Origin of the sequence: Rhizobium redzepovicii (assembly GCF_019793435.1) — a bacterium.
Lineage (GTDB): Bacteria > Pseudomonadota > Alphaproteobacteria > Rhizobiales > Rhizobiaceae > Rhizobium > Rhizobium redzepovicii.
In genome coordinates this window covers 271845-285148 of record NZ_JAILYH010000005.1, presented here as the reverse complement: position 1 = coordinate 285148, position 13304 = coordinate 271845, and the positions used below count along the sequence as shown (strand labels likewise).

Genomic DNA, 13304 nt, shown 5'->3' with positions numbered 1-13304 from the left:
CGAGGCAGAACGATGGAACTTCAAGAGCGCTTGAACGACGTGCGGTCGCGGATTGCGGCTGGTGAACGCCAGGCAGCCCGCCCTGCGGGTTCCGTTCAGCTCGTCGCGGTGTCGAAGACCTTCGAGGCGGAGGCGATCCGCCCGGCTATCGACGCCGGGCAGCGCGTCTTCGGGGAGAACCGGGTGCAGGAGAGCCAGGGCAAGTGGCCGGCGCTGAAGGCCGAGCGGCCGGATATCGTGCTGCACCTGATCGGACCGCTGCAGTCGAACAAGGCGGCGGATGCGGTGGCGCTTTTCGATGTCATCGAGACGGTGGACCGGGAAAAGATCGCCCGCGCGCTTGCCGAGGAGATGAAGCGGCAAGACAAGAGGCCGCGGCTCTATGTCCAGGTCAATACCGGGCTCGAGCCGCAGAAGGCCGGCATTGCTCCCGAAGAGGTCGCGTCCTTCGTCGCCCTTTGCCGCGAAGAACTCGGCCTTTCCATCGAGGGTCTGATGTGTATTCCGCCGGCGGAGGAAAATCCCGGACCGCACTTCGCCCTGCTGGCAAAACTCGCATTCAAATGCGGCGTCGAAAAACTGTCGATGGGCATGTCGGGCGATTACGAGACAGCGATTGCCTTCGGCGCCACCAGCGTGCGCGTGGGATCGGCAATTTTCGGCGCCCGCTGATACTCTGCTTTGGTCGGGCTTCCCGTTCCCCCCACTGCCGCCTAGATTGAGATCGAGGCTTGCATATCCTGGGGAGGAGCAGATGCAGAACGGCTATCATCAGGCTTATACTGCCTGGAAACGGGATCCCGAAGCCTTCTGGCGCGAAGCCGCCGCCGATATCGACTGGTTCAAACCGCCGGCGCGGGTATTTTCGCCCGATGAAGGCGTCTATGGCCGCTGGTTCTCAGGAGCTGAAACCAATACCTGCCACAATTGCCTCGACCGTCATGTGACTGCCGGGCGCGGTGGCGAGACGGCGGTTATCTTCGACAGTGCGATGACCGGCGAGAAGCGCCGTTTCACTTACGACGAAGTCCTTGACGAAGTGAAGGCCATCGCCGCGACGCTGCTTGACCTCGGGATCGCCGGAGGCGATCGCGTCATCCTCTATATGCCGATGGTCCCGCAGGCGGTGTTTTCGATGCTCGCCTGCGCCCGCATCGGTGCGGTTCACTCCGTCGTCTTCGGTGGTTTTGCCGCCAGCGAGCTCGCTGCCCGCATCGATGATTGCGGCGCGAAGCTGGTGATCACCGCGAGCTGCGGGCTCGAGCCCGGCCGCATCGTCGCCTATAAGCCCCTTGTCGACCAGGCGCTCATGCTGGCGCGCTCGAAGCCGGAGCGCTGTCTGGTGCTGCAGCGGCCGGAACTCCGGGCGGATCTCGTCAGCGGCCGCGATCAGGATTTCGAGGCGGCGGTGGCGCAGCATCGCGGAGCCGAGATCGCCTGTGTTCCAGTCAAGGCAACCGACCCGCTCTATATCCTCTACACCTCCGGCACCACCGGCCAGCCGAAGGGCGTCGTGCGCGACAATGGCGGTCATTTGGTCGCGCTCAACTGGTCGATGCGGAATATCTACGGCTTGAAGCCGGGTGAGGTCTTCTGGACGGCTTCGGATATCGGCTGGGTCGTCGGGCACTCCTACATCGTCTATGCCCCACTGATCTCGGGCGTCACCACCCTGATCTTCGAGGGAAAACCGGTCGGCACCCCGGATGCCGGCGCGTTCTGGCGCGTTGTATCGGAATATAACGTGCGGGTGCTCTTCACCGCGCCGACGGCGTTCCGCGCGATCCGCCGGGAGGATGGCGACGGGGAACTGATGCGGCGGTATCCCATGCCGGATCTGCGGGCGCTGTTTCTCGCCGGTGAGAGGGCGGACCCGGAGACGCTGAAATGGGCGGAGCGCATGCTCGCCATCCCGGTCATCGATCACTGGTGGCAGACGGAGACCGGCTGGCCGATTGCCGCCAATCCGCTCGGCCTCGGCGCCCTTCCCGTCAAGCACGGTTCGCCGGCGCTGCCAATGCCCGGCTATGATATCGCCGTGCTCGACGATGCCGGCCATCCGATCGAGGCGGGAACGCTCGGCAATATCGTCATACGGCTTCCCTTGCCGCCGGGCTGCCTGCCGACCCTCTGGAATGCGGACGACCGTTTCCGGTCGGCTTATCTCGACGAGTTTCCCGGCACCTACAAGACGGCCGATGCCGGCTATATCGACGAGGACGGTTATCTCTTCATCATGTCGCGCACCGACGACATCATCAATTGCGCCGGTCATCGGCTTTCCACCGGGGCGATGGAGGAAGTCTGCGCGCGTCATCCCGATGTCGCCGAATGCGCGGTCATCGGCGTGATCGACAGGTTGAAGGGTCAGGTGCCATGTGGATTCCTGGTGCTGAAACGGAATGTTTTGCGCGAGGTGACGGCGATCGAATCAGAGGTGGTGGCGATGATTCGCGATCAGATCGGGCCTGTCGCCGCCTTCAAGATGGCCATCACCGTTAACCGATTGCCGAAGACGCGCTCCGGCAAGATCCTTCGCGGCACGATGCAGAAAATCGCCGACGGCATACCTTGGAAAATGCCCGCAACTATTGATGATCCAACGATTTTGGAGGAAATTGCCGAGGCGCTGCGCCGGCGTGGTTTGGGCTCTCTGCCGATGTGAAATTACACATTCCTTAAGCCCAATTGAGGAATTGTTAACCATGTGATGCAAGGGTTTGTTAACGGCAATGGCTTGTATAGCAGGCTTTGCATGACGCGGTCGCCGTTACCGGCCTACTGCATAATTCCTTAAATCGGAATCGATCTAAGGGCAAAATTATGCAGCAGTTGAAGTGCTACAGCGTCCTTTGCGCGTCTGAAAGACGCGCGGCGCTGTAGTCCGGAATGCCCTTTCTCCAAAGATTGTGGAACGGATCATGACAAGCATCCTTACCAACAACGCTGCCATGGCAGCGCTGCAGACTTTGCGCGGCGTAAACGACAGCCTCAAGGACACCCAGGGTCGCGTTTCCTCGGGTTATCGTGTCGAGAAGGCAGCCGACAATGCTGCCTACTGGTCGATTGCTACGACCATGCGTTCTGACAACAAGGCGCTTTCGGCCGTCTCCGACGCGCTCGGACTTGGCGCGGCCAAGGTCGACACCGCCTATTCGGCCATGGACAGCGCGCTCGACATCGTCAGTGAAATCAAGGCGAAGATCGTTGCCGCCACGGAAAAGGGCGTCGACAAGACGAAGATCCAGCAGGAGCTCGATCAGTTGCAGGAACAGCTGCTCAGCATCGCCCAATCGGCGTCTTTCTCCGGTGAAAACTGGGTCGCCGGCGCCGACGGCACGAAGAGCGTGGTTTCCTCCTTCGTGCGTGATGGCAGCAATGCCGTCTCGGTCAAGACGACGGACTATGTGCTCGATTCGGGATCGCTTGGAAATGTGCTCTTCGGCATGACGAGCACCGGTGCGATCGAGACATCAAGCGGGATCATCGGCACGGCCTTCAACGGAACCTATGGCGGCACCTTCATCGTCATGGCGTCGATCTATGATCTCGATATTACCGGTTTCACCCAGGGCCAGCTCGATTCAGCCCTGACCGGCGTCGAACTGGTTTTGGGTGCCATGACGGCCGCCGGCTCGGCTCTCGGCTCAATCTCGACCCGTATCCAGCTGCAGGAAAATTTCGTCAGCGGTCTTCATGATTCGATCGACTCCGGCATTGGCCGCCTGGTCGATGCCGATATGGAAGAGGAATCGAGCAAGCTGTCGGCGTTGCAGACGCAGCAGCAGCTCGCCGTCCAGTCGCTGTCGATCGCCAACAGCTCGGCGCAGAACATCCTCACCCTGTTCCGCAGCTAATCCGCAACAAAAAACCCCGCCGGTCAGCTCATACCGGCGGGGTTTTTTATCAGATCGTCGATCTCTCAGTACTGATCGTCGTCGTCCTCGTCCTTCGGCGCCGAGCGCAACGAACTCAGCTTGCGGAAGACGGCGTCGGCATCGATTTCCTTTTCCTTTTCCTCCTCGCGCTCGTAGCTCGGGGTCAGGCGCTCGGTTTCCTGGGCCGATTGGAGCGTCGCGCCAAGCTCGGCGGCGGTCGGCAACGGACGGCCCTTGGAAGCCTTTTCCACTTCCATGTCGAGATCGATCTGGCTGCAAAGGCCGAGCGTTACCGGATCCATCGGCGCCAGGTTGGCGGAGTTCCAGTGGGTGCGCTCGCGGATCTGCTCGATGGTGGATTTCGTCGTGCCGACGAGGCGGGAAATCTGCGCGTCCTTCAGCTCCGGATGGTTGCGAACGAGCCAGAGAATGGCGTTCGGACGGTCCTGACGCTTGGAAACCGGCGTATAACGCGGGCCGCGGCGCTTGGATTCCGGCACCCGCACCTTCGGTTCGGAAAGCTTCAGCTTGTGGTTCGGATTGGCTTCGGCGCGGGCGATCTCGTCGCGGGAGAGCTGTCCGGTCGAGATCGGGTCGAGGCCCTTGATGCCCTGCGCGGCTTCGCCATCGGCGATCGCCTTGACTTCGAGCGGATGCAGTTTGCAGAACTGCGCGATCTGATCGAAAGACAGTGCCGTGTTGTCGACAAGCCAGATGGCGGTCGCCTTCGGCATGAGCAGTGTTTGAGCCATGGATATAGTCCTTCTATCGTCCGCGCCGGTCGCGGTCCGTGGATTGTCACCACAATGTCCGGGAAATATGGCGCTATATAACCGCACTGTCGCAGAATTGCAATTCTTCCGGAATGAAATGACCTTTGTCTAATTGCCGCCACGATGCGAGCTGCTATGAATTGCCGTGTTTTGAAATCCGGGCCCTAAACTCAGGCAGCCCGTCGCATGTCCCATGAGGAGGAGTTGCATGTCGGAGAAGATCTATCCGGTCACGAAGCCGGTGAAGGCGCGCGCCCTGATCGATAAGGAAAAGTACCTGAAATGGTACGAGGAAAGCGTCGAGAACCCGGACAAGTTCTGGGGCAAACACGGCAAACGGATCGACTGGTTCAAGCCCTATACCAAGGTCAAGAACACGTCCTTTACCGGCAAGGTTTCGATCAAGTGGTTCGAAGACGGGCAGACCAACGTCTCCTATAATTGCATCGACCGGCATCTCAAGACCAACGGCGACCAGGTAGCGATCATCTGGGAGGGCGACAATCCCTATATCGACAAGAAGGTCACCTATAACGAGCTCTACGAACATGTCTGCCGGATGGCGAACGTGTTGAAGAAGCATGGCGTCAAGAAGGGCGATCGCGTTACCATCTATATGCCGATGATCCCGGAAGCGGCTTACGCGATGCTCGCCTGCGCCCGCATCGGCGCGGTGCATTCGGTGGTCTTCGGCGGCTTTTCGCCCGAGGCGCTCGCCGGGCGTATCGTCGATTGTGAATCCACCTTCGTCATCACCTGCGACGAAGGTCTGCGCGGCGGCAAGCCGGTGCCGCTGAAGGACAATACCGATACGGCGATCCATATCGCCGCCCGCCAACATGTGCATGTCAGCAAGGTGCTGGTGGTGCGCCGCACCGGCGGCAAGACCGGCTGGGCGCCGGGCCGCGATCTCTGGCATCACCAGGAAATCGCCACGGTGAAGCCGGAATGCCCGCCGGTGAAGATGAAGGCGGAAGACCCGCTCTTCATTCTTTATACGTCAGGCTCGACCGGCAAACCGAAGGGCGTGCTGCACACGACCGGCGGTTATCTCGTGTATGCGGCGATGACGCATGAATATGTCTTCGACTATCATGACGGCGACGTCTATTGGTGCACCGCCGATGTCGGCTGGGTCACCGGCCACTCCTATATCGTCTACGGGCCGCTCGCCAACTGCGCAACGACGCTGATGTTCGAGGGTGTTCCGAATTTCCCCGATCAGGGCCGCTTCTGGGAAGTCATCGACAAACACAAGGTCAACATCTTCTACACCGCGCCGACAGCGATCCGCTCGCTGATGGGGGCCGGCGACGATTTCGTCACGCGCTCCTCGCGCTCATCGCTGCGCCTGCTCGGCACTGTGGGTGAACCGATCAATCCGGAAGCCTGGGAGTGGTATTACAATGTCGTTGGCGACAAGCGCTGCCCGGTGATCGATACCTGGTGGCAGACCGAAACCGGCGGCCATATGATCACGCCGCTGCCCGGCGCCATCGATCTGAAACCCGGTTCTGCGACAGTGCCGTTCTTTGGCATCAAGCCGCAGCTGGTCGACAATGAAGGCAAGGTGCTGGAAGGGGCCGCCGACGGCAATCTCTGCATCACCGACAGCTGGCCGGGCCAGATGCGCACGGTCTATGGCGATCACGACCGTTTCATCCAGACGTATTTCTCCACCTACAAGGGGAAGTATTTCACCGGCGACGGCTGCCGGCGCGATGCGGACGACTATTACTGGATCACTGGCCGTGTCGACGACGTGCTCAACGTCTCCGGCCACCGGCTCGGCACCGCGGAGGTGGAATCCGCACTCGTCTCGCACAATCTGGTTTCGGAAGCCGCGGTCGTCGGTTACCCCCACCCGATCAAGGGCCAGGGCATCTATTGCTATGTGACGCTGATGGCCGGTCACGAAGGAACGGACACGCTCCGCCAGGAACTGGTGAAACATGTGCGTGCCGAAATCGGCCCGATCGCCGCACCCGACAAGATCCAGTTTGCGCCCGGCCTGCCGAAGACCCGTTCCGGCAAGATCATGCGCCGGATCCTGCGCAAGATCGCCGAAGACGATTTCGGCGCGCTTGGCGATACCTCGACGCTCGCCGATCCGGCCGTCGTCGACGATCTGATCGCCAACCGGCAAAACAAGGCGACGGCCTGATATAGCGAGCCGCTCCAGCCTATCGGGTTCTGGGGCGGCTCACTTCCTACATTTGGAGGCGTGGCCGGCGGCTCCTCATATTGCTGTAAGAGAAGATTGCCCGCGAGGTGACGTTAGCCGGATTCTTTGGCAACGATCGACCATTCCGTCCAGCACCTCGCGTGTCAGTTCCCGACCGAGACGAGAAAACCTAAAAATCGATCGCCCGGCCATTGATCTCGTAATCGCCGAAGCGGGCCGGCTCGGCGCCGCCGCGGCCGCCGGTTTCCGGTGGCAGCTCCAGCGGCTTCTGGTTCTTTCGCCGCTCCTCGGCTTCGGCAAGCGCACGTTTGGCAGCCGGGGACAGCATCTTGCGCGGCTGCGATGCCTCGGCAGTCGGCGTTTGGCTATTGTCGTTATCGGCGTCCTGCATGGCATCTCCTGCCCGAAAATATTGAAAATGGCTGGTTAATAACCAAATCATAATGTGCCGGTGCCGCGATTGAAAGCTTGCGCCGGCGAAATCGGATGGAGATCCGCAATGAACCTCGTCCGCACTGCCATGTTGCTTGCCTTCATGACGGCGCTTTTCATGTTTGTCGGCTTTCTGATCGGCGGTCGCGCCGGCATGATGATTGCTTTCGTCATTGCCGCCGGCATGAATTTCTTCTCCTATTGGAATTCCGACCGCATGGTGCTTTCGGCCTATCGCGCCCAGCAAGTCGATGAGCGCAACGCACCGGAGTTCTTTGCGATCGTGCGCAATCTCGCCCGCAATGCCGGCCTGCCGATGCCGAAGGTCTATCTCTATGACAGCCCGCAGCCGAATGCCTTTGCCACCGGCCGCAATCCCGAGAACGCCGCCGTCGCCGCCTCGACCGGCCTGCTCCAAGCATTGTCTCCAGAGGAGGTCGCCGGTGTGATGGCGCATGAGCTCGCCCATATTCAGAACCGCGACACGCTGACGATGACGATCACGGCAACGCTTGCCGGGGCGATCTCGATGCTCGGCAACTTCGCCTTCTTCTTTGGCGGCAACCGGGAAAACAACAACAATCCCCTCGGATTCGTCGGCGTCCTCGTCGCGATGATCGTGGCGCCGCTTGCGGCCATGCTGGTGCAGATGGCAATCAGCCGGACGCGCGAATATTCGGCCGACCGCCGCGGCGCCGAGATCTGCGGCAATCCGCTCTGGCTTGCTTCCGCCCTCGGCAAGATCGCGCGCGGCGCCGCTCACGTGCCGAATGAGGATGCCGAGCGCAACCCGGCGACCGCGCATATGTTCATCATCAATCCGCTCTCCGGCGAGCGCATGGACAATCTGTTTTCCACGCATCCGAACACGGAAAACCGCATCGCTGCGCTGCAGGACATGGCGCAGGGCGGCATGAACGTCTCGACGCCGCCGGTTCGGGCTGCTACTCCGTCGCGCAAATCGCGCTCTGTTCCGGATACGGGTCTTGGTCGCGGTGGTTCGCAACCGCCAAAAGGTCCATGGTCTTGAATTCAGACGGCACGAAGAAACCATTCCGCAAGCATAGGCCCTCCGCCGAGCGATCCGCGCCTGTAAAACCTGGCCTGCAGGCACGGGCCGCGGCGGCAAAAATTCTCGGCGCCGTCATCGATCGCAAACTGCCGCTCGACGGTGCCCTCGATCATGAACACGGCAATCCGGCCTATCGGGCGCTTGGCGAAAGCGACCGGGCGCTTGTCCGCGCCATCCTGAACACGACGCTGCGCCATCTGCCGCGTATCGATGCCGCCATAGGTTCGCTGCTGGAATCGCCGCTGCCGGAGGGGGCACGGGCGCTGCAGCATGTGCTTTCGATCGGCGCCGCACAGATCCTCTATCTCGATGTGCCCGACCATTCGGCCGTCGATCTTGCCGTCGAGCAGGCCAATCAGGATCCGCGCAACCGGCGTTTTGCCAAGCTGGTCAATGCCGTTCTTCGCCGGCTCGGCCGCGAGAAAGATGAGGTGCTCGCCGAAATCGGCAAGGTCGCGCCGATGCCGGCCTGGTTCATCGCCAAGCTGGAAAAAGCCTATGGCCGGGACGCGGCGCTGGCGATTTCGGAATCCCAGCTCCAACCGGCCGCAATCGACCTGACCGTCAAGTCGGATGCCGAAGGCTGGGCAAAGCGGCTGAACGGCGTTGCACTGCCGACCGGCGGTGTGCGGCTCGCGGCTTTCGATGGCGGCATCCCGTCGCTTGAAGGCTTCGATGAGGGCGCGTGGTGGGTGCAGGATGCGGCCGCAAGCATTCCGGCCAGACTGTTCGGCGATCTCTCGGGCAAGCGCGCCGCCGATCTCTGCGCCGCGCCCGGCGGCAAGACGGCGCAGCTCATTCTTGCCGGCGGTGCGGTCACTGCGCTTGACCAGTCGGAAAGCCGGCTGAGACGGCTGCGGTCGAATCTCGACCGGCTCAGCCTTAAAGCAGAGACGATCGCGGCGGACCTGACGACATTCGAACCGGCCGAGCGTTTCGATGCAATCCTGCTCGATGCGCCCTGCTCTTCCACTGGCACAACACGCCGGCACCCCGATGTGTTGTGGACAAAGGGACCCGAGGATATCGGCAGGCTGGCGGCGCTGCAGGAGCGGCTGCTGCGTCATGCGCTGACATTGCTGAAGCCGGGTGGCACTCTGGTTTTTTCGAATTGTTCGCTGGATCCCGCCGAAGGCGAGGAGGTCGTTGCCCGCGTTCTTGCCGACACGGATGAGATCGAGCGCGCTCGCATCGATGCCGGCGACTGGCCCGGCCTTGAAGCGGCGATCACGCCGCTCGGCGAATTCCGCACGCTTCCGACCATGCTAAAAATGCCCGATGGCATCGCCTCCGGTCTCGACGGCTTTTATGCCGCCATGCTGCGGCGCGTGGCCTGATTGCGGGCTCACGCGCGTCGTGCCACGTCTGCCCACGCAAGACGCTTTACATCGCGCCTGACCGCGGGCGAAACACGTTAATTTGCGTATATTCGAACATTGTTACGAATTAATTCATTGCGGGCGATGAAATCGGCCGCTTTTCACCTATTCTTAACCACGAGGGTCAATAGACAATAGAATATGCAGTCCGGTCGGCGTTTTGCGAGCATGTATGTTCGGGAGGCTTGGCGGCGCGCCTTGCGCCGCGTCGCATTGCTGCGCCTAAAGCTCTTCCGCCATTCGATCAACGTGCCCGAGCGTCTGATCGTCGCGCCGACCGATCTCCGCAGCATCGATTCGCATGTGGCCGACGAGATCCTCAACGGACGATTTCTGCTGGCCGGGCGGATGCTGGAAACGAGTGGAAAGTCACCCTTCACCTTTACCCTGCCTTCGCGCCCCTTCGCGATCCGCCTTCACAGCTTCGGTTGGCTGCGGCATATCCGAGCGAACAAGACGGAGCGCAGTTCGGCCGCTGCCCGCGCGATCGTCGACAGCTGGCTTTCCATCCATGCCGGCCGCATGGAGGGGATTGCATGGGAGATCGACGTCACCGCGCAGCGCGTCATAGCCTGGCTCTCGCATTCGCCGGTGGTGCTGCAGAATGCCGACCGTGGCTTTTATCGCCGCTTCATGAAGTCGCTGGCCTTCCAGGTGAGGTTCCTGCACCGCATGGCGCCCTATACGCTTGGCGGCCTGGAGCTGTTTCGGCTGCGTATCGCGCTCGCCATGGCCTCCGTCGCCATGCCTGCCCGCGCATCGACGCTCAGAAAGGCAGCACAGGCGCTCGACCGCGAATTCGATAGCCAGATTTTGCCGGATGGCGGCCATATCTCGCGCAATCCGCGCGTCGGCCTGGAATTGCTGCTCGATCTGCTGCCGTTGAGACAAACCTATGTCAATCTCGGCCATGACCTGCCGCAGAAGCTGATCTCCGGCATAGACCGCATCTATCCGGCGCTGCGGTTCTTTCGCCATCAGGACGGGGATCTGGCGCTGTTCAACGGGGCGACATCAACGTTGGCAAACGAGCTGATCTCGGTGCTCAGATATGACGAGACCGCCGGCCAGCCGTTCAAGGCTTTGCCGCAGTCGCGCTATCAGCGGCTTTCCGGCGGAAAAACAGTCATCATTGCCGATGCCGGCACGCCGCCTTCAGGAGGCGCGTTGCGGACCGTGCATGCCGGAAGCCTCTCCTTCGAAATGTCGTCCGGCCGCCACCGCTTCATCATCAATTCGGGCTCGCCGAAATTTGCCGGGCACCGCTATGTCCAGATGGCGCGCACGACGGCGGCGCATTCGACTGTTATTTTGAACGACACTTCGTCCAGCCGCTTTTCGCCCTCGCCCTTCCTCAATCACGCGATTACCGAACCGGTGAGAACAGTCACCGTCGAGCGCGCCGAAACGGAGGACGGACGCGACGGCATCAAACTCAGCCATGACGGTTATCTCAGGGTGTTTGGGGTGTTGCACGAGCGTGAGCTGACACTCAATGGCGCAGGCTCGATCGTGACCGGGCGCGACCGGCTCGTCGTCCGGGAAGGATCTGAGCATGACGAGCCCCTGAAGGCCGTCGCCCGTTTTCATATCCATCCCTCCATCGTCCTGCAGCAGAGCGACGGGGAGTCCGTGCTGCTGACGGCGCCGGACGGCGAAAGCTGGCTGTTTTCGGCGCCCGGCAATGAAGTGCTGATCACCGAGGACATATTCTTTGCCGACAGCTCCGGCATTTGCGGCTCGGACCAGATCGAAATCGACTTCGATCTTGCCGAGAAGACGGAAATCCGCTGGTTTTTGTCCCGCAAGGGATAGCACCTGTTTGCGCGGCGGCGAAGCTGTGCTAACGCGGCCTCAGAATGCGAGCGTCCTGGAGCAGGATGATCTTAGGCCCGAGCCGGCCTGAAATCCGAATCCTGCTCTAAACCAAGCGGATGTCTCCCGAAGCCCGAACGGAGAAGGTTTCATGGCCGTCATTTCCAAGAAGATCCCCGCCCCCGACAAGGTCGAAATCAAGACCGCCCTCCTCTCCGTCTTCGACAAGACCGGGATCGTCGAACTCGCCCAGGCACTGTCGGAACGAGGCGTACGGCTGCTGTCGACCGGCGGCACCTACAAGGCGATCGCCGCCGCCGGCCTTGCCGTTACCGATGTCTCCGAGATCACCGGCTTTCCCGAGATCATGGACGGGAGGGTCAAGACGCTGCATCCGACGGTGCATGGTGGCCTGCTGGCGATCCGGGACGATAGCGAACATCAGGAGGCGATGAAGACCCACGGCATCGAGGCCATCGACCTCGCCGTCATCAACCTCTATCCCTTCGAGGAAGTGCGCGCGGCCGGCGGCGATTATCCCACCACCGTCGAGAATATCGATATCGGCGGCCCGGCGATGATCCGCGCATCGGCCAAGAACCATGCCTATGTGACCATTCTGACCGACCCCAACGATTATGCCGAGTTCAAGGAGCAGCTTTCCGCCGATGCCGGCAAGACGGCCTATGCCTTCCGCCAGCGTATGGCCGCCAAGGCCTATGCCCGCACCGCGGCCTATGACGCCGTGATTTCCAACTGGTTCGCAGAAGCGCTGTCGATCGACACGCCGCGCCACCGCGTTATCGGCGGTGCACTGAAGGAAGAGATGCGTTACGGCGAAAACCCACACCAGAAGGCTGCCTTCTATGTGACCGGCGAGAAGCGCCCGGGTGTTTCCACGGCTGCCCTCCTCCAGGGCAAGCAGCTCTCCTACAACAATATCAACGATACGGATGCCGCCTACGAGCTGGTCGCCGAGTTCCTGCCCGAGAAGGCGCCGGCCTGCGCCATCATCAAGCATGCCAATCCCTGCGGCGTCGCCACCGGGTCGAGCCTGGTCGAGGCCTATCGGCGGGCGCTTGCCTGCGACAGCGTTTCCGCCTTCGGCGGCATCATCGCGCTCAATCGGACGCTGGATGCCGAAACGGCCGAAGAGATCGTCAAGCTCTTCACCGAAGTGATTATCGCGCCTGATGTGACCGAGGAAGCGAAGGCGATCATCGCTCGCAAGCCGAACCTGCGGCTGCTGTCGGCCGGCGGCCTGCCAGACCCGCGTGCTGCGGGCCTGACAGCGAAGACCGTTTCCGGCGGCCTGCTGGTCCAGAGCCGCGATAACGGCATGGTCGAGGATCTGGAGCTCAAGGTCGTCACCAAGCGCGCGCCCACCGCGCAGGAGCTTGACGATATGAAGTTCGCCTTCAAGATCGGCAAGCACGTGAAATCGAACGCCGTGGTCTATGCCAAGGACGGCCAGACGGCCGGCATCGGCGCCGGCCAGATGAGCCGCGTCGATTCCGCCCGCATCGCCGCGCTGAAGGCGGAAGAAGCCGCGAAGGCGCTTGGCCTGGCAGTGCCGATGACGCATGGCTCGGCAGTCGCCTCCGAAGCCTTCCTGCCGTTTGCCGACGGTCTCCTGTCGATGATCGCCGCAGGCGCGACCGCGGTGATCCAGCCGGGCGGTTCGATGCGCGACCAGGAGGTCATCGATGCCGCCAATGAACATGGCATCGCCATGGTCTTCACCGGTATGCGCCACTTCCGGCACTAATT

At 61.7% G+C, this 13304-nt stretch carries 10 protein-coding genes; 8 read left to right on the top strand and 2 right to left on the bottom strand.

The features are described from left to right. Nucleotides 1-12: 12 nt before the first annotated feature. The 3 genes from K6N12_RS10320 to K6N12_RS10310 all read left to right on the top strand — a co-directional run bounded on the left by K6N12_RS10320 (nucleotide 13) and on the right by K6N12_RS10310 (nucleotide 3857). The gene (locus K6N12_RS10320; protein WP_097625083.1) at nucleotides 13-672 is read left to right on the top strand and encodes a YggS family pyridoxal phosphate-dependent enzyme; all 660 of its coding nucleotides are present in this window, start codon (nucleotides 13-15) and stop codon (nucleotides 670-672) included. 82 nt (nucleotides 673-754) lie between these two features. After that, nucleotides 755-2665, top strand: a complete 1911-nt coding sequence (locus K6N12_RS10315; protein ID WP_131710934.1) for a propionyl-CoA synthetase — start codon at nucleotides 755-757, stop codon at nucleotides 2663-2665. Between the two features lie 256 nt (nucleotides 2666-2921). After that, nucleotides 2922-3857, top strand: a complete 936-nt coding sequence (locus K6N12_RS10310; RefSeq protein ID WP_097625081.1) for a flagellin N-terminal helical domain-containing protein — start codon at nucleotides 2922-2924, stop codon at nucleotides 3855-3857. Nucleotides 3858-3922: 65 nt separating this feature from the next. Here the strand turns inward: K6N12_RS10310 and K6N12_RS10305 are convergent, their stop codons facing one another. After that, on the bottom strand, nucleotides 3923-4630 hold the full coding sequence (locus K6N12_RS10305) for a DUF1013 domain-containing protein (protein ID WP_003589549.1): 708 nt from the start codon (nucleotides 4628-4630) through the stop codon (nucleotides 3923-3925). Between the two features lie 229 nt (nucleotides 4631-4859). Here K6N12_RS10305 and acs point away from each other — a divergent pair, with 229 nt between their 5' ends. Then, nucleotides 4860-6815, top strand: coding sequence for an acetate--CoA ligase (gene acs, locus K6N12_RS10300; RefSeq protein WP_097625080.1), 1956 nt, complete (start codon nucleotides 4860-4862; stop codon nucleotides 6813-6815). 190 nt (nucleotides 6816-7005) lie between these two features. On the opposite strand, the gene K6N12_RS10295 is transcribed toward acs, so the two are convergent. After that, entirely contained in the window at nucleotides 7006-7227 is a 222-nt protein-coding gene (locus tag K6N12_RS10295) for a DUF1674 domain-containing protein (RefSeq protein WP_097625079.1), read from the bottom strand. Between the two features lie 108 nt (nucleotides 7228-7335). On the opposite strand from K6N12_RS10295, the gene htpX reads away from it, so the two are divergent. The 4 genes from htpX (at nucleotide 7336) to purH (ending at nucleotide 13302) form a co-directional block, all read left to right on the top strand. Beyond that, complete coding sequence (htpX, locus tag K6N12_RS10290; protein WP_097625078.1) at nucleotides 7336-8298, top strand: zinc metalloprotease HtpX; 963 nt, start codon at nucleotides 7336-7338, stop codon at nucleotides 8296-8298. Beyond that, nucleotides 8289-9677: an RsmB/NOP family class I SAM-dependent RNA methyltransferase gene (locus K6N12_RS10285; RefSeq protein WP_097625077.1), complete on the top strand. Its 1389-nt coding sequence runs from the start codon at nucleotides 8289-8291 to the stop codon at nucleotides 9675-9677. The genes htpX and K6N12_RS10285 overlap by 10 nt, the downstream gene beginning before the upstream one ends. Before the next feature lie 183 nt (nucleotides 9678-9860). After that, entirely contained in the window at nucleotides 9861-11534 is a 1674-nt protein-coding gene (locus K6N12_RS10280) for a heparinase II/III family protein (RefSeq protein WP_097625076.1), read from the top strand. 151 nt (nucleotides 11535-11685) lie between these two features. Then, on the top strand, nucleotides 11686-13302 hold the full coding sequence (gene purH, locus K6N12_RS10275; RefSeq protein WP_097625075.1) for a bifunctional phosphoribosylaminoimidazolecarboxamide formyltransferase/IMP cyclohydrolase: 1617 nt from the start codon (nucleotides 11686-11688) through the stop codon (nucleotides 13300-13302). The last annotated feature ends 2 nt before the right edge of the window (nucleotides 13303-13304 follow it).